The sequence below is a fragment of the Lentibacillus halophilus genome, assembly GCF_055395055.1.
In genome coordinates, this window is record NZ_AP043750.1 from 1,303,558 (window position 1) to 1,323,768 (window position 20,211).

Genomic DNA, 20,211 nt, shown 5'->3' on the forward strand with positions numbered 1-20,211 from the left:
GAAATCAGGAACATTTTTTGACCCAGATTGGATTGCTGAAGCATACTGGGAACTTTTTACGAAGCACGATAAAAAAGAAATCCTATATCAGCAATAATCTGTGAATCCCCATTGATTCTGGGGACAGTCCCCAGAATCACTATTCCTTTCTACGTTCTAACATTTCTTTCAGCTCTTTTTGTTCTTTTCGGACGAAACCTATCTCCTGTTCCAATACATCTAATTTTTTAGTTACCGAGGTTAAGGCTTCTTCCAGCATTCCCTGCAATCGCTGTGCTTTTTCATTTTCGCCTGTTTCCATGAGTTTACCCTCCATTGTTATCCGTATCTATTCATAATATAACGCAAATAGGGTCAGAAGACATTATGTTCACACACACATTTAAAAAGTTGTCACTACTATCCGGGTACTGTCCCCAATATATAATTTATTTTAAAATAAGAAAACTAATCATCGTTCCATTACGACTATAATAGTAGAAAAACAGGATGGAGCGAGTGAATGGATGTGAACGACAGGAATGGCACAAGAAACAAAGTGGATAAAGGCAATAAAGAAAAAAGCAGATGAGCAAGCTGCAAATAAACTTATTCAGACATATTACAATGAAATATTTGGGTTTGTGTATAAACAAACGTTAGACCAGGAGCTCACCAAAGACATTACGCAAGAAATTTTCATCAGTATGCTAAGAACGATTCAAGGCTTTGATGGCAGGGCATCATTTCGCACGTGGTTGTATAAAATTGCTAATTCAAGGCTGATTGATCATTATCGATCAAAATACTATAAACAAAACAAAAACACGGAATCCATTGACGAAAAAGCTGTTCCCGGAACGGCTGAATTCACGCTGGATGTAGAAACAAAGGATGACGTTGAAAGAGTTCTAGAAGTGCTCTCGCAGTTCGACCGGGAACTCCAACAGATTGTACGATTGAAAGCATATGCAGAGTACACATTTCCTGAGATAGCGGTCAGTCTGGCTCTTCCTGAATCAACGGTCAAGACGAAATGTTATGCAACAATACGTAAACTGAAAAAGTTATTAAAGGAGAATGAGGATGAAGCATAATGCGCGAGATATACCATTTTTGAACGAAAGCTCAAAGCAACGAGAAATTTCAACGATTATCACGAATGGCTTAGATCCTAAAGCATCGTTTTGGTCCTATCTTGCTAATATGTATAAACAGGTTGGGTTTAGATTCATGTTTAAAGACTTTGCGGAAATACTTTTCACATTACTTATATCAATTGTGATTGTTTTGGCATTCATATTAAGCAGTATGGATTACATGGATACGCAAAATGTCAACTTATATACCATTATATTCATTTGGTCTCCGGTCACGTATCTGCTGATGGCGTATTTGTTCTTTCTGAATCAGAAAAAAAAGACAACGTATGAAGTGGAAATGACGTGTAAGTATAACCTTCACCAGTTAGCAGCCTTTCGTATGCTCGCCTTTAGTGTGGTTAGTATGATAATAAATGGTCTGTTTATATATGCACTAAATTTTCAACACGATTTAAATTTTCTTTATGCGTTCTTGTTATCAAGTTCATCGCTATTTTTGTTCGCGTTGATTTTTCTGTATGTGCAGCTGCATACAAAAACTCGGGCTTCTAAAATCATTCTATTAACGATTTGGTTGTCGAGTAATTTGCTGGCTTCCTATTATAACACAAACCTATATATGAACGTCTTACAACAAATTCCGTTTTATGTGTATGGTGTTATGGCTATTGTTTCGATCATTCTTTATGTCAAAAATTTAAAGGAAATGTTACTTGTCAAAAAAATGAAGGGATTGATTTAAGTGTTGGTTTTGAATGATGTAACCAAAAAGTTTGGAAATTTTACGGCTCTGGAGAATATAAACCTGGAATTCAATCATGGTGTCTATGGTTTATTAGCACCCAATGGGGCTGGGAAAACCACGTTAATTAAAATGCTTGTCACACTTTTATTTCCGACGAAGGGTGAGATTTTATACAACGGAGCCGAGATTACGTCACTTGACGAAGAATATAGAGATATACTCGGCTACCTTCCTCAAGAGTTCGGCTACTATAAAAACTATACACCGGAAAAATACCTGATGTATTTAGCGGCATTAAAAGGGCTGAACAAGAAAGAGGCCGATAAAAGAATTCAAGAACTATTAAGGACGGTTGGTTTGGAAGAAGTGACACGAAAAAAAATGAAAAAGTTTTCCGGTGGAATGATTCAGCGTGTCGGAATTGCGCAGGCGATGTTAAACGATCCGAAAATACTGATTCTCGATGAACCAACGGCAGGATTAGACCCGAAAGAACGGGCACGTTTCCGTAAATTATTAACACACTTGTCACACGACCGGATTATTATTCTTTCCACCCATATTGTTTCGGATGTTGAGTCGATTGCCAACGAAATCGTCATGATGAAGAACAATACGATTTTATATAACGATACGGTGTCCAATATTAACAATACGTTAGCTGGATCTATATTTGAGACAGAGGTGCCTTTTTCAGATGTTGAGCGATTCCGTGACAACTACCAGATTATATCGGAGAGACAAGACCAGGAACACATGACGATTCGTTTTATTACAAATGATCAGGCAGATGAAAAATGGACAAGCGTGACACCGACCTTAGAGGATGTATTCCTGTATGTTTATGAAGATGATCAGACGCTGGCGGGTCGTGTGTCATGATACGGAAACAAGAGTTATTAAAGCTGACAAAAACACCAACTATTCCGTTGCTTATCATATTTTTTGCAGCACTAAATGTTGTTATTGTGATGAGCAATACCCACCTGAAGAAGGACTTATCTGTACTGACCAATCTCGTTGAAACGTATGGTTATGAGATAAATGAAGATATGATGAAACAATTTGGTAACGATTATCAAGAAAAAGTTAAATGGGTTAACAAAATCGCTCCGGGTGATGATAAGACTTATAAACACCCCTCCGAATTACTGTCGGATGATACGGTTCGTCGTGAGAATACGCTAAGCGATAGTGAAAAACAAAAACTACTTAAATATGGTGTTATTGAGCAGTATCACCGAACGGCTCAAAATATTGATGATTTTTATAAAAACATAGATCTGGACAGCAGTGCGGAGTCAATAATAAAAATGCACGGATTTACTGGCAGTGCTGCTGATGAGGTTCGGGATCAATATCAAACATTAGACGGACGCCTGGATGAGCTCATTGATAATGGGGAGCATAAAAATCTATTTTTTAAAGGAAGTTTATATGAGATGCATTCTTTTCTTTTTAGATATATTGGAATGGCATTAATATTTGAACTCATGATTTTGGTCGTACTTATAACCGCCGCTGTAACAAATTACGAGTTTGAACATCGAACGGCTCTTGTCACCTATACAGCCAGAAGAGGCCGGAAGCTAATTATAGATAAACTGATAGCGGCAACGATAGCAAATGGTGTTGTCATGTTCGCATTAATAGGTGTGACACTTAGCGCTTTTTTTCTTACCTATGATTACTCAGGTCTCTGGAATGTGCCCATAAGCAGTTACTTTAACGCGGAAATGCCACTGCCATATATATCATGGTGGAACTTATCCTTTATAGAATACGTGGCTATTTTTGTTCTCTTAATGATGGTTAGCCAGCTTCTATTCATGGGCATCTCTTTTATGTTATCTGTGTTTTTGAAGAACACGTATTTGGTATTTTTTGCTTTTGTGATTTTGCTGGGATTAGGGATATTACTTCCCAGTTTTGCACCGATGAGCAGTCAGTTGGTTTTTTGGTTATATTACAACCCGTTTGCATTTATTCTAAATCCGCACTTGTGGTTGATGGGAAATGGCCCGTTCACGATCTACGCTAATTATGAAATAGTAACAATAAGTGTATGGGTATTTTTATTAGGGCTTGGCGTTAGTTATAGCATTTATCGATTTCACCGACAACAACTGCAGTAAGGGGAGAGACTATGAGAATCATTTGGTATGAAATAAGAAAACTACTAGATTGGAAAATAATTAGCTTAGTATTACTGATTAGTGTACTATTTTTTGAGCTTTTTTTGAGTTTTGATTTTGATCATTTTCCTAATGGTCGGCCAAAAGGGGATACGTTTAAGGTTACGAAACAAATGATCGATCAATATGGCACGGAAATGAATGAGAAAGAGTTTCAGGACTTTAAAGAAACTTATCAAAAAGAGGTGGACAAGGCCGGCGATTATTTGCAGTCCAGGGATGACTTTGTGGAGGCAGGCGTAACGACTTATGAACAATTCAAAAGTATGGCTGACGGGAAAGAAAAGTTGAATGAATTACACAATGATATCATGTTCGATAAAGGCATTGATGTCTTTTGGGAATTACAATCCAGAGAAAGTATTATGGAATCTTATGAGAGAAAAAAAGAGGATTTTTTCAAAGACACGGCTCATATTCATAATTCGGCATGGAAGCAGGACATTGTGAAGGGATCATCGCTGAATGCTATACTGCCCCATTTCGTCTATGAAAATTATAACAACTTAATCACGATGTTTGCCATCCTTATTATTCTTACTGTGATGATTGTTGTCGGAAGGGTTTTTATTACCGATCAGCAAAATTATGCGCTTCACTTGCAGTATACTACCCATATTGGTCGCAAGCTGTTTAAGAAAAAAGTTATCGCATCGATGTTAACGGCTTTCGTGATTACCAGCGTATATATCGGTGTGTTTTTGCTTCTATACGCCGGCAATGACCCACAAGCCTTTTTGCAATCAAGTCTGCGCTCCTTTGATGCTCATACCATTCATTGGCTGGATATGTCGTTTTTGCAGTATATTTATTTGACAATCATGGCTGTATACTTGCTAGCATTCGTCGCAGCGGCCATAGCGATGTTTTTATCAAGAGCTGTCAATCAATATATCTCACTAATTGGTGCACAGGTCCCGATCGCAGTCGTTTTAATTTTACTGATATCCGAGTACCTGGTTTCAAATCTGTTTGGCATTGCTTATCCCATGTATATGACAATCGGAACTTACGCAGGCTTGTTAGTTCTTGGAGTGGCCATTTTAATAACAAGATGGCGAAAAGAACGGAAAATGGATATTAAATAAGTGCCAGGCACGTACACAATTCAGAATTGTGTATGTGCCTGGCACTTCGTCTTTACTTCATACATGTTAGCGTCCGCTTTGGAGATCAAACTCTCAAATTCATCGGCTCCTGAGGAAGAGATAGCCTTTCCTATTGAAACAGACAGGCTTTGATATTCCCAATCCTGGTTTTTCAATGCGTTTTCAAAATGAGCGATCTTTTGATTTAAGTCATTTTGATCAGCAAATGAAGAAATGATCAGGAACTCATCACCTCCCCATCTTGAAACAATATCTTTGGAGGTAAAGCTATTTGCCAAAAGTTTAGATATACTTTTTAAAATCAGATCTCCAGTTTCATGCCCAAAGCTGTCATTAATTTGCTTAAAATTATTAATATCCAAAAGAATGATTGCTAACGTATTGTTTCTTTTTTTAGTCTTTAAAATGGTCTTATGTATTTTTTCAAATACGTAACGCCGGTTAAATAAGCCCGTTAAAGAATCTCTGTTTGCTCTATACACTGATTTATCGTATTCTTTTCCAAGATACCATCCAATGATGATCGGAATGATCGCAGGCAACGGAATTGGATGGGGTGCTGCACCAAAATGCGATTTTACTACTGTTCTTATAGTAAAAAGTATGATTGCTACAAATGCTATACCCGTAATTCTTCCTTTATACCCCATTTCATCCCCCATTTAACCAATCTGTTTGATTCTCTCACCCAAAACCCCTGAATTTCCACCATCGGTCTATTATATTGAACAACACTAGTGAAAATTGTATAAAATTTTTTCCAATAAATCAAAAAAAAGTGCCAGGCACGCACACAATTCTGAATTGTGTTCGTGCCTGGCACTTAATTAAAAAGCATTCAATTCTACATTTTCCTCCATGATCAAATCCGGTTCTGTCGTCGCTTGAATATCCTCTAATGTATAGCCTTGGGCCACTTGGATCAGCTTGAGTCCTTCGGGAGTAATATCAATCACAGCGCGATCTGTTATGATTCGGTTAACGACACCTGCGCCTGTCAACGGTAATTTACACGCTTTCAAAATCTTGGGCTCCTCATTTTTGTTTACATGGTCCATTATGACAATGACACGTTTTGCGCCATGAACGATATCCATCGCGCCACCCATGCCTTTGACAACTTTACCTGGAATCATCCAGTTTGCCAAATCCCCGTTTTCAGAGATCTCCATTCCGCCAAGGATCGCAACATCAATATGTTGCCCACGAATCATTGCAAAGGATTCCGCATTGTCAAAATAGGAAGCACCTTTTACTGTTGTCACGGTTTCCTTGCCGGCATTGATTAAATCAGGATCCACTTCTTCCTCTGTGGGAAAAGGCCCCGTGCCAAGCAACCCATTCTCTGATTGAAGGACAACCGTTTTGTTCTCCGGTATAAAATTCGCCACCAACGTTGGCATACCAATGCCAAGATTGACATATGAGTCGTCGGAGATCTCTTTTTCGGCCCTTTTGGCGATTTTCTCTCTTTGCATCGCTTTGTCTGATGTCATCATTAGGCCTCCTTTCTTGTCGTTAATTTCTCGATCCGTTTTTCTTGTTTGCCTTGAATCAGGCGCTGAACATAAATGCCTGGCGTGTGAATCTGATCGGGATCTAGATCTCCGGACTCAAAGATGCCCTCCACCTCAGCAATCGTGACACGTCCTGCCGCTGCCATGATTGGGTTAAAGTTACGTGCCGTTTTGTTATAAATTAAATTCCCCATCTTGTCGCCTTTGGCAGCACGTACAAGGCTAAAGTCAGCCGTCATACTTTTTTCAAGTAAATAGTCCTTGCCATCAAACGTACGGACCTCGCGTTCTTCAGCAATGGGCGTACCCACACCGGCTGGCGTATAAAAGGCGGGGATACCTGCACCACCGGCACGGATGCGTTCTGCAAGGGTGCCCTGGGGAATGAGTTCCGCTTCCAGTTCTCCCGACAACACTTGCCGTTCAAATTCTTTATTTTCTCCCACATAAGAACCGACCATTTTTTTAATTTGCATGTTTTCAAGCAGCAACCCCAGTCCCCAATCATCAATACCACAATTATTAGAGACAATCGTTAAGTCTTTAACGTTGGCACGTTTTAAAGCAAGAATCAAATTCTCCGGAATGCCAACTAGTCCGAATCCGCCGACAAAAATCGTTGCTCCATCGCCAATATCTTGGATGGCTTCATCAAAAGATGATATAACAGGTTTCAACTCATCACATCCTTACCAAATAATAATGACTATTGTTGACGTTCAATAATGGTCGCAACACCTTGTCCGCCACCAACGCAAAGTGTCGCTAAACCATACTGCTCGTTTCGCTTTTCCATTTCATGTAACAGCGTAACAAGAATACGAGCCCCGCTTGCGCCAACCGGATGTCCCAGTGCAATGGCACCACCGTTAACATTTAAAATGTCATCATCGAACATTAAATCTTGTTGTACTGCCAGAGACTGGGCTGCAAAAGCTTCGTTAGCTTCAATCAAACCGATATCCTCTACCGTTAGCCCGGCTTTTTTAAGCGCTTTTTGGGTCGCTGGAATGGGACCCAGACCCATCACACTTGGATCAACACCAGCAACGACATTACTGCGAATGGTTGCCAATGGTTGGATATCCAGCTCATTCGCTTTTTCACGACTCATTAAGACAAGGGCGGCCGCCCCATCGTTAATCCCTGATGCATTACCGGCGGTTACTTTTCCATCTTTTTTAAAAGCCGGCCGTAGCTTTGCCAATCCCTCTTTAGACGTGTCTGGCCGTATCCCTTCATCTTGTTCAATAACTTTCGGCTCGCCTTTGCGTTGGGGGACGGAAACCGGAACAATTTCGTCCTTAAAACGACCTTGTTCTGCAGCTGCAGCCGCTCTTTTCTGGCTTCTTTCCGCAAAATCATCGAGAGATTCTCTTGTCAATTGATAACGTTCATTAATATTTTCGGCTGTTACGCCCATGTGATAATCATTGAACACATCCCACAGGCCATCGTGAACCATACTATCAATAACGGTTTTATCTCCCATGCGGTAACCGCTACGAGCTCCTTTTAATAAATAAGGAGCTTGGCTCATATTTTCCATACCACCGGCAATAACGACGTCATTTTCTCCAAGCATGATTGACTGGGCGGCAATCTGGACTGCCTTAAGACCGGAACCACAAACTTGATTGATCGTCATGGATGGTACAGTTACCGGTAGGTCAGCTTTCATGGATGCCTGGCGTGCTGGATTTTGTCCTAAGCCTGCCTGCAAGACATTTCCTAAGATGACTTCATCCACCTCATGAGGATCTAAATTTTTTTGGATCAGTGCTTCGCGAGTCACAATAGCTCCCAGCTCGGGTGCGGAAATATTCGACAGGCTGCCCATCATTGTTCCGGTTGGTGTTCGAATGGCACTTGCGATGACTGTTTCATGCAAAGACACGATTCATACCTCCTTATTAAAAATGTGTTAGCGTATGTGTGTCAGATCAATTGGTTTTGGTTCATGTTTTGCTGAAAGAGTGTTTGAGAAAGGCATACGCAAAGACTTATACAACATTAATGGAACAATATTATTACTAAACCGCTTACTTCTTTACTATCTTCAAACTGACGTGATACTATGCAAAAAATCAGTGCCTGGCACATACACATTTCAGAATTGTGTATGTGCCAGGCACTTGGTTTTAGAAAAACACGTGGTAAAGTAACCCCACCTCGGGGTATAGTATATATTCTTACTGTCTTAGTTTTGCTATTACTTCTTCTATAAAAATAAAAAATACAGTTCTTGTTTTCTCAAATGAACGTAAGTCATCACTTTGTTTAAATTTGGATAAATGAAATATATAATCAGCTAGGAAATGACGTTTATTATCGTACTCTTCCAAGATCAACATTGAATCTGCGCCAGTAGCTTTGGTTCTTTGAAATAAAGTATCAAAAGAAACAAATTTACCGGTTACGGAAAAAACCAGCAGGAGAGTTCCTTCATTTGCCAAGCGTTCTGCATAGTCCTCGTGTTGTGTAACCGTGATATTTTTATCAGTTACCGTGGCAAGCTTATAACCAAAATATTCAGCACTGATAAAGGAAGGTCCCAATCCATAAATAATTATTTTGTTATACCGCTTGATAATCGATAAAAAACCGTCTACTACTTCCGGATCGAAATTTTTTAGGAATTCCATTAAACGCTCCAGCTCAGTCGATGTTTTTTTCTCTTGAACATCAACTTTCTGCCCGCTAAAATAAAGTTTATACTGCTTAAACGTTTGGAACCCCAGTTTTCGCACAAACTTCGAGACTTTAGATGGGGACGTGTTACACATATTAGCAGCTTCAGTTATTCTCAATTTAGCACTTGAGGCACTGGCCTTTGATAATTTCATATGCATTTCTTGTTCCAACTTTGTTAGATGATCCGTATTTAGTTTTAACATTAGCTCCCGCCACCTTTCTTATCATTTCCCACATCTTAACCAATTTTAATTAAAGGACAATAACGAATGTCTTTAAACTAACATTTCTTTTGTATAACTATAATTTTTCACAAAAAATAACCAATACTTTTTGTATAGCATTTGCCAAAAAGTATTGGTCATCCCCATCGTCTGGAATAAATGCGTTACCAGTGGGGATATCGGTATCTTCTATAATCATTTTCATATTAACCAAAAACAGGGTGAGTTAGTTTTAGAACCTCGTCTGTATACTGACGAATACGTTTTACGACTGTATCATTTATTTCATTATAAAAGACATTGTTTTCTGAATTGGGGTAAAATGTATAATCTGTTTTTACAGTGTTACTGATTGCTTCCGGATAACTCTGATAAACATTTAAATATTTATATACACTGATAGCTGCTCCCAAGGAAGCGCTACTGCTTGCTGAACGCCTATGCACAGGCAACCCGAACAGGTCCGATAAAATTTGCATCATCAAATCGCTTTTAGAGCCACCACCTATAGCAACGACTTCATTTATATCTGTATTCATCTCTTTCAGCATTAAATCAATATTGTTTTTTATGTTAAATGCAATTGCTTCCAAAATGGATCGATAGATATGATATCTTGAATGTCTTTGATCGAAACCAATCATTAAACCTTTTCGGTATGGTTTATCAGATTCAGGAAGCCAATCCAGTATAGTGATTAATCCTTCACTACCCGCCGGTATTTGCTCGGCTTTAGCGTTCAAGGATGCTTCTTTCGATAAACCTACATCAAGCCCTTCTGATACCGACTCTTCTCCAATCAGTTTTTTAAACCAGCTAACTGTCCACATTCCTCGTCTGATCCCATTTGATTCATATACATATTTAAACGGTACCGCTGCCAATGTCGGAAAAAAATTTTTAGCGTTTTCGTAATAATTATCTCTAAGCAGCATGGCCGAAATAAAAGTTCCGAGCGAAATCATAATGGTATTATCTTTTTTTATTCCAGAACCAAGCACTTCAACAGCTTTGTCATTGGACGTAGCAATAATGGGTGTTTGCTTATCTAACCCGAAATCTTGTGCTAGTTGATTACGAATAACACCGAGCTTTTCCCCTGGTTTTACCAGATGAAATAGCATGTCTCTTGTTAAGCCATGGTCGGCTATTATCTGATCATCATCCGACCAATCCAATGATTCTAAATCCAGTGGCCAGTTCACTTCATAATTTCCCGCTGTATCAATCATCTGACCAGTTAATTTAAATGCTAAATAACCAGATGTGGTAGTTACATATTTTACACGATCATCTTCATGCTTATAAGGTTCGGATAGTCTATCATCCGCCCAGTTTATTGCTGGGTAAGCGAGCGATCCATCTTTATTTAACAAAATCCGACAGCTTCGAATTGTACATAAACCAATACCTTCAATTAATTTGGGATCTTCTTGAAAATTTTCCAAACATCTTTTTATACTATTATATACACTGTCCCATAGATCGTCATCCGGATGGAGGACAACACCGGGTTCAGGAGACACAGTTTCCTTCAAAGGGCAGGAACCATAGGCAATTTCATTTCCTTTTAAATCAAATATGACGACTTTTGTACTTTGGGTTCCATTATCGATACCCATTACATATCGTTTGCTCATCTATACACCTTCTTAGTCCCCAATGTATCTTTTAATTTCAGCTTCTTGGGGGAAAATTGTTCCGTGGTTCATGATGCCGTTTGGATCATAAGCTTCTTTTAATTTCTGCAGCATATAATAGGCTGACCCGTGCTCCTCCTTAGTCCATTCAGAACGGTATTTTCCTATTCCATGGTGGTGACACATGGATCCGCCCATTTTCAGTGTTTCTTCAATAATAATTGCATGGATAGGATGATGATATGTAATCAGTTCATCTTCCGGTGCGCAATTAATCGTATAGTTGTATACAAAATACATATTGGTTCCGTTAAGATAACTGTGAGATGAATGTCCTCCGAGCATCGTTAAATCATCGGCTTTGTTAAATTCATTTTTGATTCGTTCTATAACATTATTGTAAATGGTGATGATGTTCTCCCAATTAGCAGAGATTTCCGTTGTAAATCCATCATGTTTATCATTAACCATCATGTCATTGATTTCTTCGTCAATTTGGCTTTGTTCCCAGTTTAAATTATAGAACCAAGATTCTATTAGAGAAGGATCAACTTTTTCCACACCGGTTTCGCTAAACTTGTCCACGGCCCGATGAATCGCTTCATTGGTGGCTTTGACAATTCCCGCTGGTCCTTCCGCCATAAAAATCAGCACACATTTACCTTTATAAAAGTGACTGAAATGTTTTCTGGCATCTTCTTCGGAATATAATCTGGCAACAGATGGATTAAACCCATTGACTATGACTTCCCGAAGCATTTTAATGCCTGATTCCATATTTTCCAATAAGTAGCCGTGAAAGGTGTTGTTTTCCGGGTAAAATTTAAATATTTTCAGAGTTACCTCTGTAATATAGCAAAGGGATCCCTCGTTACCAATGGCAATGTGGCGAATATCGGGACCGCCTGCTCGTCTTGGAACATTCTTGATTTTAGAAATATCTCCTTCTGGAAATACACACTCAAGGCCAACCACCATATCTTCTATTCCGCCATATAGTGTAGAAAACTGACCAATGCTTCTTGTGGCAACTAAGCCTCCTACTTGTGCTACCGGTTTGGATTGTGGGGAGTGTCCTGTTGTATACCCCAAGTTGCGAAGTTCATCTTCCAGCGTTTGTAATTTCACACCAGATTGTACGGTAACTTCCATATTGTAAGTATCAATGTTTATAATATTTTTCATTCTGGAACTATCAACAACAATCGTTTTCTGCTTCCAGTTTTCCAATCCACCTTCCGTTGCTGTCTTTCCGCTTCTTGGAATGACATTGATTTCATTGTCATTACAGAAAATCAGGATGGATCTTACCTCTTCCGTTGTAGTAGGATAAACAATGGCTAAAGGACTTGGAACATCCAAAACAGATTTTGTTTTTGCATATTTTTTATATCGGTCAGCGGATGCATCATATAATTCCTTTTTATCTGTTGTTATTTGTTTTTCTGAAATGATTGATTTCAGTCCTTCTATGGTCTGTTCAAACAAGATTCGCGCACCTCTTTCTTTAATTTTTATCGTACCAAGTAACCGCCATCTACATTGACTATTGTCCCGTTCACATAATTGGAAGCATCCGATGCTAAAAATACAAGTGTCCCCATTAGATCAAGGATATTGCCCCATCGGTTGGCAGGAATGTGATCCAACACTTTTTGGTTGGTTTCAGGGTTTTCTCTAGTTTGTCTTGTAACATTTGTTGCAAAATAGCCGGGCGCAATTCCATTCACTTGAATATTATATTGCCCAAGCTCATCACAATAAGTTTTTGTAAAACCCGCAAGTCCGTGTTTTGTCACAGCATATGCCGGAGACCACTGTCCGCCGAGGAAAGAAAATAGCGAGCATACATTAATGATTTTTCCGCTTTTTTGTGGAATCATATATTTAATAATTTCACTACCCATTTCAAAAGCAGCTGTTAAATTAACCGAAATCATCTTATCCCATTGAGTGCGGGTGAATTTCGTAACATCTGGTTCATTGATGCCGATACCAGCATTATTAATTAAAATATCAACTTTACCAAATGTATCAACACAATTATCAATGAGTTGTTTACATACGCCATCTTTTGTAATGTCGGCTAGTTCTAAATGATAGCTCACTCCTTCCGCTTCAATAAGATGCTTCGTTTCATTGTCGTCTTCTTCCATGCTTACCGCAAAAATGTCTGCACCTGCTTTGGCTAAAGCAAGTGCAAACCCCTGTCCCAGACCAGAGTTTCCACCCGTAACCATAGCTACCTTTCCTTTTAGGCTAAAGAAATCCATGGTAAAGTCTGTGATTTTAGTCATGCTAGATTCCATAGTCTCACACCCATCTAAAACGTTTAAAAATTAGTCTAATATACTTCGACAAATTAAACAAGGATTTTAAGGAAAATTTCTCTTTAATAAATTAAATACCTTAGTAAAAGGAAAATTTTCTTCATAAAAAGCAAATTTTTTTGTTATATATTGTCGACCGTTGAAACACTGCAATGATGCGGGTTAGAAAAGTCTGTACACTATAAATTAAACAATTTGTTTGTACTGTTTATAAAAATACTTCTTGACTGTCAAGTTTGTATGCTATTAGACTTAATTCATCTTCAGCGATTTTCCTGTTTGTATCAGTGTCTCTAACTTTTGATAATTTTCAGGGTATGATCTTGGAAAGAAAGACACTTACAAATGAAACGCTTATGATAGGGAGGTGTATATCGATTATGATTCAAAAAATTATGGATTTTGCTGTCGATTACAAGGAAACATTGCTGTCTTTAACAGTAGAACATATAGAACTCGTTGGTTTGGCAATTATTATTGCCATTGCAATTGGAATTCCACTCGCTATTTACTTAACGACCAATGATTCTCTTGCAGAGATGGTTTTACAATTGGCCTCTATTATGATAACGATTCCGAGTTTTGCTTTATTCGGAATTATGATCCCTGTCCTATCCATTATTAACCAGGGAATCGGCTTTGTTCCCGGTGTGGTCGCCTTAGTTCTTTATTCACAACTCCCGATTATCCGCAACACATATGTGGCTATTAAAAATGTGGATCCAGACCTTCGTGATGCAGCCAACGGCATTGGTATGACGACTTGGCAGCGTTTGCGAAAAATAGAAATCCCCAATGCTATGCCTTTGATTATGGGAGGGATTCGAACGGCTGTTGTATTAAATATCGGTATTGGAACGATTGCATCATTTATTGGATCTGGCGGACTCGGCGTCATGATTAACCAAGGTATTGGTCGCCATAGTGAACCTTTGATCATCGGGGGGTCTGTTGCGGTTGCTATTTTGGCGATTGTCGCGGATGCTTTGCTTGGTCTTTTACAATTGTGGCTAACACCTAAAGGGGCTAAATCATCATAAAGGAGTGTATTTGAGGTGAGAATATATGATTGAATTTGAAAATGTTACGAAAGCATACAATAGCAGTCGTACAAAAGCCGTCAATAATGTTAGTTTCCATGTACCCGAAGGAAATACCGTTGTCTTATTGGGGCCTTCAGGGTGCGGTAAAACGACGCTCCTCCGCATGGTTAATTGTCTGGTTCCCATTACGGAAGGAACTATTAGAGTTAATGGAAAAGACATTACATCGATGGATCCGATTGAATTGCGCCGCAGTATCGGTTATGTGATTCAGAGTAATGGTCTTTTTCCTAATATGACGATCAAAGAAAACATCGTCATTGTTCCTGACTTGTTAGGTTGGAGCAAAAAGAAAAAACATGACCGTTACCTTGAGATGATGGAGTTAATTGGTCTGGATGCTAAACACTACCAGAAGCGATATCCTTCTGAACTATCCGGAGGACAGCAACAGCGTATCGGTATTGCTCGAGCATTAGCCGCTGATCCACCCGTAATGTTGATGGATGAACCATTTGGCGCTTTGGACCCGATCAATCGTACGCATTTGCAAGAGGAACTTTTGTCTATCCTTAGAAAGGTTAAGAAGACCATTTTATTTGTCAGCCACGACATTGATGAAGCGATTAAAATGGGAGATAAAGTGGCAATTTTCAAGGAAGGAGAATTGATGCAATATGACCATCCTTCGGATATCCTCACTCATCCCAACAGTGAGTTCATTGCCCGGTTCCTTGGAAATGATCGAGCGCTAAAAAGTTTGAGTCTTTATTCAGTCAGAGATTTGATTGAATCCTTTGATTTAAAGCCAGTTGATGTAAATGCAGAAGGCAGTCGACAAATTTCCTTAAATAATAATTTAAGAGACACCATTTCTACGCTTTTAAATCAGGAGGCTAGCCAGCTTGTCGTAATAGATGAGTTCAATAAACCTTTAGGCGCTATCACCTCAGATCGAATTGAAGCCTATTTACATGAAATAATCAGGGGATCAGCGTCTCTGCAAGGGGTGGAACAATGAATATAAGCCGGTGGGTCACCACAATTATTCGATTTCTATTCATAGCCCTGGTTATTGTGTTTTTTGTGTGGGCCTTTCGAAATGGATACTTTGGTAAAATTTTTAATCAACCTGACAAATTTTTATTATTGCTAAAGCAACATTTAAAGATTGTTGGACTATCCTCGTTTATAGCGATAGTGATGGCATTGTTAGTTGGTATTTTGGTTACTAGAAAGACGTTCCGTCGAATTCAATGGCCGTTTATGTTTTTAGCAAATTTAGGACAAACATTACCAAGCCTTGCTGTGTTGGCCCTTGCTATGGGTTATTTAGGCCTTGGATTTAAGCCTGCCGTATTTGCTTTGTTTATCTATTCAGTCTTGCCAATTCTCCGCAATACGGTTGCCGGCATTGATTCCATTAGTAATGATTTGATTGATTCGGCAAAAGGAATGGGAATGAAACCCCATCAAATCTTGTTTCGAATTGAGTTGCCCAATGCCGCTTATTCCATTATGGCCGGCATCCGAACCTCGGTTGTCATTAATATCGGCACTGCTGCTCTTGCTTTTCTAATCGGGGCAGGGGGACTTGGAAACTGGATTAATACTGGCATCAGTTTAGTTGATAATTCCTATCTATTGTCAGGAGCTGTGCCGCTCACTTTGCTCGCACTCGCTGTGGATTTTCTATTTCGCTTGGCTGAAAGAATTGTGGTTCCCAAATCTTTGCGGAAATCAATTACCGATGCCAGTTAGGAAAACATCGTAAATCATAGCCTAATAGACAACCAGAAAAATTCAAGACATTGGTGACAAAATGGGAAAACTGCATGAATTAAACGATATTAGTCAAAACATTGTATCAAGGAGGATATAACTATAATGAAAAAACTTTTAATATTAATTTTATCATGTACCTTTATAACTGGAATGCTTGCGGCTTGTGGAAGTTCCTCAGCCAGCGGAGACGATGACAAGGAAGTAACGATTGGTTCAAAAAATTATACTGAACAATTTCTTTTATCTAAAATTACAGCTCTGTATTTAGAGGACAACGGATTCAAGGTCAAGGAAAAAAGCAATCTCGGAAGTTCTGCGCTTCGGAAGGCTTTACTCAACAAACAAGTAGACTTCACGTGGGATTATACAGGCACTGGCCTCGTGAACTATTTGAAAAAAGAGCCGATTTCCGATCCCCAGAAGTCCTTTGAAACGGTCAAAAAGATCGATAAAAAGAAAAACGACATTAATTGGATCAACATGTCAGGTGTGAATAATACGTATGCAATCGCCATGCAACAAAAGAAAGCAGATGAATTAGGAATTGAGTCACTTAGTGATTTGGCTGAGTATATCAACAAAAACCCCAATAAGATTCAGTTGGCTACCGATACGGAGACTGCCAACCGTTCTGATGGCATTAAAGGATTAGAAAAAAGCTACGAGTTCGAATTTGGCTCGGAAAATATGAAACTAATGAAGGACGGCTTGCAGTACGGTGCGATTGAAAAAGGGGAAGTTAATGCAGTTAAGGTTAACACTACCGATCCTCAAATTAAAGATCAAAATTTGGTCGTCTTGAAAGATGACAAAAGCTTCTTTCCATCTTATCGCGCGGCGGTATCCATTCATCAAGATGTATTGGATAAGTACCCAAAATTAAAGGATCTCACCGCGGACCTTGCCAACAAACTGGATGCCGAAATTATAGTTAAACTGAGCTACCAAGTGGATATCAAAGGAAAACAAGTGAAAAACGTGGCCAAAAAGTGGTTAAAAGACAATGACATGCTAGGGGATTAAAGTGACAAAACCATAATGTTCCATTTTTAACTAATAAGATGCGGAGGATTTAAAATGAAAATAGGATTTATTGGATTAGGAAGTGCGGGATTGGGAATGGTATGTAACCTTGCTCGTGAGGGTTATCAAGTCACGGTAAATGATCTTGATCGTTCAAAGGCAGAGCCAGCATTAGAGCTTGGAGCAACATGGGGGGAGACACCAGCTGAAACAGCTGCTGGTGTAGATGTTCTGATTACTAGCCTTCCATCTTCAGCAGCAGTCAATGAGGTGTTGACAGGTGACAAAGGTGCATTCTTAACACTCTCCCCTGGTACAATCTGGATGGAGATGGGAACGAACATTGAGTCTGAAATTATACGTCTTGCAGAAATTGCATCCAGCCAAGGTGTTGAAACGATAGAAGCCCCTGTTACAGGTGGTATACATCTTATTGATTCAGGAGATGTGACCATTCTATGTGGAGGCAAAGCAAATATCCTGGAGCATGTAAGACCGTTATTAGACGTTATGGGTGGAGAGGTATTGCACATAGATAGGGATCTAGGTAAAGCCACAACTATTAAGGTTATTACTAATATGCTTGCATTCATTAACTTAGCTGGTGTTAGAGAAGCGCTAATGCTTGCAAAAAAGTCAGAAATTGATCTTAAAACAGCCTATGAAGCAATTCGCTTGAGCTCTGGGAACAGTTTTGTGCATGAAACCGAGGGTCAAGTTATCCTTAATGGGAGCTATAACATATTATTCTCAATGGAACTTGTGCGTAAGGATATCGGTTTTGCATTAGAAATTGCTGAGCAAAATGGTGTTCCAGTTCGTCTTGCTGAGCTTGTTGCTGATATTTATGAAGAAGGTATAGAAAAGTATGGTGGACAGGCTGAATCACCACAAATTGCAAAACTCCTTGAAGACGAAGTAGGGGAAGAACTTCGTGCTGAAGGTTTCCCTGAAAAGTTAACTAAGGGAATTAATGTATAGTAGGGGATAGATATATTGCTGATTAAGGATGGAAAAAATACTAGCTTAACACAGAGATGTTTCTAGTATATTGATACGTAATTGAAGAAATTCCAAAATACTTGGAGGGATACCATTGGGAAAGATGTATATTAATGGAGAATGGGTTAAATCGAAGACTGGTGAAACACGAAAAGTTATTAACCCTTATAATCAAGAGGTGATTGATACAGTTGCTGAAGGAAATCGCGAGGATACGATATATGCCATTCAAGCAGCCAGAAAAGCATTTAATAATGAAGATTGGAGACAATTGACTGGAGAAGAGCGAGGAGATCTGCTCTATCAAATCGCTCAGTCGATAAGGAAGGAAAGAGACGAGTTGGCACGTCTCGAAACGTTAAATACAGGGAAGGTGCTTACGGAAAGCATCGGCGATATTGACGGTGTTGCTAATGTGTTTCAGTATTATGCAGGTTTAGCTGATAAAGATGGAGGAAGTGTCATTAATTCTCCTAACCCAAACTCAGTAAGTCGAGTTGTGAGAGAACCAGTTGGTGTCTGTGGTTTGATCAGCCCATGGAATTTTCCTTTACTGCAATTATCATATAAAGTCGCTCCTGCTATTGCCGCTGGTAATACAATGGTAATCAAACCAAGTGAGCTTACACCATTAACCACAATAAAGTTAATAGAGATTATGGAAGAAGTAGGTTTTCCTTCTGGTGTTATAAATTTGGTTTTGGGACAAGGCTCAACAGTTGGACAAGAAATAGCAGAAAGTTTAGATGTAGACTTAGTCTCTTTTACAGGGGGGACAGAAACAGGCAGAACAATTATGCAGGCAGCAACCAGTAATTTTAAGAAGACATCCCTTGAGTTGGGAGGGAACAGCCCGAATATAATTTTTGCTGACGCTCAATTTGAAACTGCCGTGGATTATGCATTAAATGCTATCTTCTTTACAACAGGTCAAGCTTGCAACGCAGGAACAAGACTATTAGTTGAAAAATCGATTCATAATGAGTTTGTGAATGAACTTGTCAAAAGAGCTAAGAATATTCGAATGGGTGACGGGTTAGATCCAGAAACGGAAATGGGACCTCTCGTCTCTGCTGCTCATCTGAATAATGTAGATAATTACATTCAGATTGCGATTGAAGAAGGTGCAGAGTTGGCTGTTGGTGGAAAAAGACCAGAAGGTGAAACGTTACAAAAGGGCTTTTTTATTGAACCGACTATATTTAATCATTGCCATTCAAAAATGAGTATTGTCCAAGAGGAAACGTTTGGCCCTATCCTGACTATTGAAACATTTGATACAGAAGAAGAAGCTATACAATTGGGGAACGATACTAGATATGGATTAGCTGCAGCCGTGTGGACAGAGGATACCAATCGAGCTGAACGTGTCGTTGGACAATTGCTTGCTGGAACTGTTTGGGTAAACGATTTTCATATCAATTTTCCTCAAGCTCCTTGGGGAGGATATAAACAGTCTGGTATAGGTCGAGAAATGGGTAAAGAGGGTCTTGAGGAATATACTGAGTTAAAGCATGTGTACAAAAATACTGCTCCACAACCCATGGGATGGTTCGGTAATCAATAGTAATACGTGCCAGGCAGAGCGACCGGGCTTAGGTCGTAACATATAGTGGGTGGGATGCCCGCCGAGTAAGAGTTAGCCACTCGCTCGTAGCAAGTTTTGGATGATGGAAGGTAACTTCCATCATTAAGCGTAAACTGTTAGCTAGTGGGCCGTAAACGACGGTTGAAGGGATTGAGCCCCGAAATACTCAATGAAAGGGCAGATGGTTTTGCCAGTCCAGAATGCAACATCTTGATAAGTGAAATAGGCGAGCTT

The 20,211-nt window shown here is 39.3% G+C and carries 20 protein-coding genes; 11 read left to right on the forward strand and 9 right to left on the reverse strand.

Going from position 1 to position 20,211, the window contains the following annotated elements:
* Window positions 1–139: 139 nt before the first annotated feature.
* Entirely contained in the window at window positions 140–301 is a 162-nt protein-coding gene (locus ACZ5Q7_RS06400; protein WP_343751275.1) for a hypothetical protein, read from the reverse strand.
* 220 nt (window positions 302–521) lie between these two features.
* On the opposite strand from ACZ5Q7_RS06400, the gene ACZ5Q7_RS06405 reads away from it, so the two are divergent.
* From ACZ5Q7_RS06405 to ACZ5Q7_RS06425, 5 genes are read left to right on the forward strand one after another with little or no spacing between them, the layout of a single operon-like run.
* Window positions 522–1,076 carry an RNA polymerase sigma factor gene (locus tag ACZ5Q7_RS06405; RefSeq protein ID WP_343751276.1) on the forward strand — a complete coding sequence of 185 codons (555 nt, stop codon included), beginning with the start codon at window positions 522–524 and terminating at the stop codon, window positions 1,074–1,076.
* Window positions 1,066–1,824, forward strand: coding sequence for a hypothetical protein (locus ACZ5Q7_RS06410; protein WP_343751277.1), 759 nt, complete (start codon window positions 1,066–1,068; stop codon window positions 1,822–1,824). Before ACZ5Q7_RS06405 ends, ACZ5Q7_RS06410 begins: the two co-directional genes overlap by 11 nt.
* A complete protein-coding gene (locus tag ACZ5Q7_RS06415; RefSeq protein ID WP_343751278.1) occupies window positions 1,825–2,709 on the forward strand; it encodes an ABC transporter ATP-binding protein in 885 nt (294 codons plus the stop codon).
* Window positions 2,706–3,962, forward strand: a complete 1,257-nt coding sequence (locus ACZ5Q7_RS06420; protein WP_343751279.1) for a hypothetical protein — start codon at window positions 2,706–2,708, stop codon at window positions 3,960–3,962. Before ACZ5Q7_RS06415 ends, ACZ5Q7_RS06420 begins: the two co-directional genes overlap by 4 nt.
* 11 nt (window positions 3,963–3,973) lie before the next feature.
* On the forward strand, window positions 3,974–5,110 hold the full coding sequence (locus ACZ5Q7_RS06425) for a hypothetical protein (RefSeq protein ID WP_343751280.1): 1,137 nt from the start codon (window positions 3,974–3,976) through the stop codon (window positions 5,108–5,110).
* 20 nt (window positions 5,111–5,130) lie between these two features.
* Here the strand turns inward: ACZ5Q7_RS06425 and ACZ5Q7_RS06430 are convergent, their stop codons facing one another.
* The 8 genes from ACZ5Q7_RS06430 to ACZ5Q7_RS06465 form a co-directional block, all read right to left on the reverse strand.
* A complete protein-coding gene (locus tag ACZ5Q7_RS06430; protein WP_343751281.1) occupies window positions 5,131–5,781 on the reverse strand; it encodes a GGDEF domain-containing protein in 651 nt (216 codons plus the stop codon).
* A 177-nt stretch (window positions 5,782–5,958) separates the two neighbouring features.
* Window positions 5,959–6,627: a 3-oxoacid CoA-transferase subunit B gene (locus ACZ5Q7_RS06435; protein ID WP_343751282.1), complete on the reverse strand. Its 669-nt coding sequence runs from the start codon at window positions 6,625–6,627 to the stop codon at window positions 5,959–5,961.
* A gap of 2 nt (window positions 6,628–6,629) precedes the next feature.
* A complete protein-coding gene (locus ACZ5Q7_RS06440) occupies window positions 6,630–7,325 on the reverse strand; it encodes a CoA transferase subunit A (protein ID WP_343751284.1) in 696 nt (231 codons plus the stop codon).
* A gap of 29 nt (window positions 7,326–7,354) precedes the next feature.
* Entirely contained in the window at window positions 7,355–8,491 is a 1,137-nt protein-coding gene (locus ACZ5Q7_RS06445; protein ID WP_464433197.1) for an acetyl-CoA C-acetyltransferase, read from the reverse strand.
* A 349-nt stretch (window positions 8,492–8,840) separates the two neighbouring features.
* Entirely contained in the window at window positions 8,841–9,545 is a 705-nt protein-coding gene (locus ACZ5Q7_RS06450; RefSeq protein ID WP_343751286.1) for a MurR/RpiR family transcriptional regulator, read from the reverse strand.
* Window positions 9,546–9,772: 227 nt separating this feature from the next.
* Window positions 9,773–11,206 (reverse strand): FGGY-family carbohydrate kinase, encoded by a 1,434-nt coding sequence (locus tag ACZ5Q7_RS06455; RefSeq protein ID WP_343751287.1) that lies wholly within the window; start codon window positions 11,204–11,206, stop codon window positions 9,773–9,775.
* A 12-nt stretch (window positions 11,207–11,218) separates the two neighbouring features.
* Window positions 11,219–12,694 carry an FAD-binding oxidoreductase gene (locus tag ACZ5Q7_RS06460; protein ID WP_343751288.1) on the reverse strand — a complete coding sequence of 492 codons (1,476 nt, stop codon included), beginning with the start codon at window positions 12,692–12,694 and terminating at the stop codon, window positions 11,219–11,221.
* A gap of 26 nt (window positions 12,695–12,720) precedes the next feature.
* Window positions 12,721–13,515: an SDR family oxidoreductase gene (locus ACZ5Q7_RS06465; protein ID WP_343751289.1), complete on the reverse strand. Its 795-nt coding sequence runs from the start codon at window positions 13,513–13,515 to the stop codon at window positions 12,721–12,723.
* A gap of 401 nt (window positions 13,516–13,916) precedes the next feature.
* Between ACZ5Q7_RS06465 and ACZ5Q7_RS06470 the strand changes: the two genes are divergently transcribed.
* The 6 genes from ACZ5Q7_RS06470 to betB all read left to right on the forward strand — a co-directional run bounded on the left by ACZ5Q7_RS06470 (window position 13,917) and on the right by betB (window position 19,956).
* Entirely contained in the window at window positions 13,917–14,576 is a 660-nt protein-coding gene (locus tag ACZ5Q7_RS06470; protein ID WP_343751290.1) for an ABC transporter permease, read from the forward strand.
* A 25-nt stretch (window positions 14,577–14,601) separates the two neighbouring features.
* A complete protein-coding gene (locus ACZ5Q7_RS06475) occupies window positions 14,602–15,600 on the forward strand; it encodes an ABC transporter ATP-binding protein (protein WP_343751292.1) in 999 nt (332 codons plus the stop codon).
* The gene (locus tag ACZ5Q7_RS06480) at window positions 15,597–16,340 is read left to right on the forward strand and encodes an ABC transporter permease (RefSeq protein WP_343751294.1); all 744 of its coding nucleotides are present in this window, start codon (window positions 15,597–15,599) and stop codon (window positions 16,338–16,340) included. The genes ACZ5Q7_RS06475 and ACZ5Q7_RS06480 overlap by 4 nt, the downstream gene beginning before the upstream one ends.
* Window positions 16,341–16,466: 126 nt before the next feature.
* Complete coding sequence (locus ACZ5Q7_RS06485; protein WP_343751296.1) at window positions 16,467–17,387, forward strand: ABC transporter substrate-binding protein; 921 nt, start codon at window positions 16,467–16,469, stop codon at window positions 17,385–17,387.
* A 54-nt stretch (window positions 17,388–17,441) separates the two neighbouring features.
* A complete protein-coding gene (locus ACZ5Q7_RS06490) occupies window positions 17,442–18,368 on the forward strand; it encodes an NAD(P)-dependent oxidoreductase (protein ID WP_343751298.1) in 927 nt (308 codons plus the stop codon).
* 124 nt (window positions 18,369–18,492) lie between these two features.
* The gene (betB, locus tag ACZ5Q7_RS06495) at window positions 18,493–19,956 is read left to right on the forward strand and encodes a betaine-aldehyde dehydrogenase (RefSeq protein ID WP_343751300.1); all 1,464 of its coding nucleotides are present in this window, start codon (window positions 18,493–18,495) and stop codon (window positions 19,954–19,956) included.
* Window positions 19,957–20,211 lie beyond the last annotated feature (255 nt).

Bases quoted from the DNA above. Each gene is read 5' to 3' on its own strand.
- ACZ5Q7_RS06400 (WP_343751275.1), bottom strand. From the start codon at position 301: ATGGAAACAGGCGAAAATGAAAAAGCACAGCGATTGCAGGGAATGCTG.
- ACZ5Q7_RS06405 (WP_343751276.1), top strand. From the start codon at position 522: ATGGCACAAGAAACAAAGTGGATAAAGGCAATAAAGAAAAAAGCAGAT.
- ACZ5Q7_RS06410 (WP_343751277.1), top strand. From the start codon at position 1,066: ATGAAGCATAATGCGCGAGATATACCATTTTTGAACGAAAGCTCAAAG.
- ACZ5Q7_RS06420 (WP_343751279.1), top strand. From the start codon at position 2,706: ATGATACGGAAACAAGAGTTATTAAAGCTGACAAAAACACCAACTATT.
- ACZ5Q7_RS06425 (WP_343751280.1), top strand. From the start codon at position 3,974: ATGAGAATCATTTGGTATGAAATAAGAAAACTACTAGATTGGAAAATA.
- ACZ5Q7_RS06430 (WP_343751281.1), bottom strand. From the start codon at position 5,781: ATGGGGTATAAAGGAAGAATTACGGGTATAGCATTTGTAGCAATCATA.
- ACZ5Q7_RS06435 (WP_343751282.1), bottom strand. From the start codon at position 6,627: ATGACATCAGACAAAGCGATGCAAAGAGAGAAAATCGCCAAAAGGGCC.
- ACZ5Q7_RS06445 (WP_464433197.1), bottom strand. From the start codon at position 8,491: ATGATGGGCAGCCTGTCGAATATTTCCGCACCCGAGCTGGGAGCTATT.
- ACZ5Q7_RS06450 (WP_343751286.1), bottom strand. From the start codon at position 9,545: ATGTTAAAACTAAATACGGATCATCTAACAAAGTTGGAACAAGAAATG.
- ACZ5Q7_RS06455 (WP_343751287.1), bottom strand. From the start codon at position 11,206: ATGAGCAAACGATATGTAATGGGTATCGATAATGGAACCCAAAGTACA.
- ACZ5Q7_RS06465 (WP_343751289.1), bottom strand. From the start codon at position 13,515: ATGGAATCTAGCATGACTAAAATCACAGACTTTACCATGGATTTCTTT.
- ACZ5Q7_RS06470 (WP_343751290.1), top strand. From the start codon at position 13,917: ATGATTCAAAAAATTATGGATTTTGCTGTCGATTACAAGGAAACATTG.
- ACZ5Q7_RS06475 (WP_343751292.1), top strand. From the start codon at position 14,602: ATGATTGAATTTGAAAATGTTACGAAAGCATACAATAGCAGTCGTACA.
- ACZ5Q7_RS06480 (WP_343751294.1), top strand. From the start codon at position 15,597: ATGAATATAAGCCGGTGGGTCACCACAATTATTCGATTTCTATTCATA.
- ACZ5Q7_RS06485 (WP_343751296.1), top strand. From the start codon at position 16,467: ATGAAAAAACTTTTAATATTAATTTTATCATGTACCTTTATAACTGGA.
- ACZ5Q7_RS06490 (WP_343751298.1), top strand. From the start codon at position 17,442: ATGAAAATAGGATTTATTGGATTAGGAAGTGCGGGATTGGGAATGGTA.
- betB (WP_343751300.1), top strand. From the start codon at position 18,493: ATGTATATTAATGGAGAATGGGTTAAATCGAAGACTGGTGAAACACGA.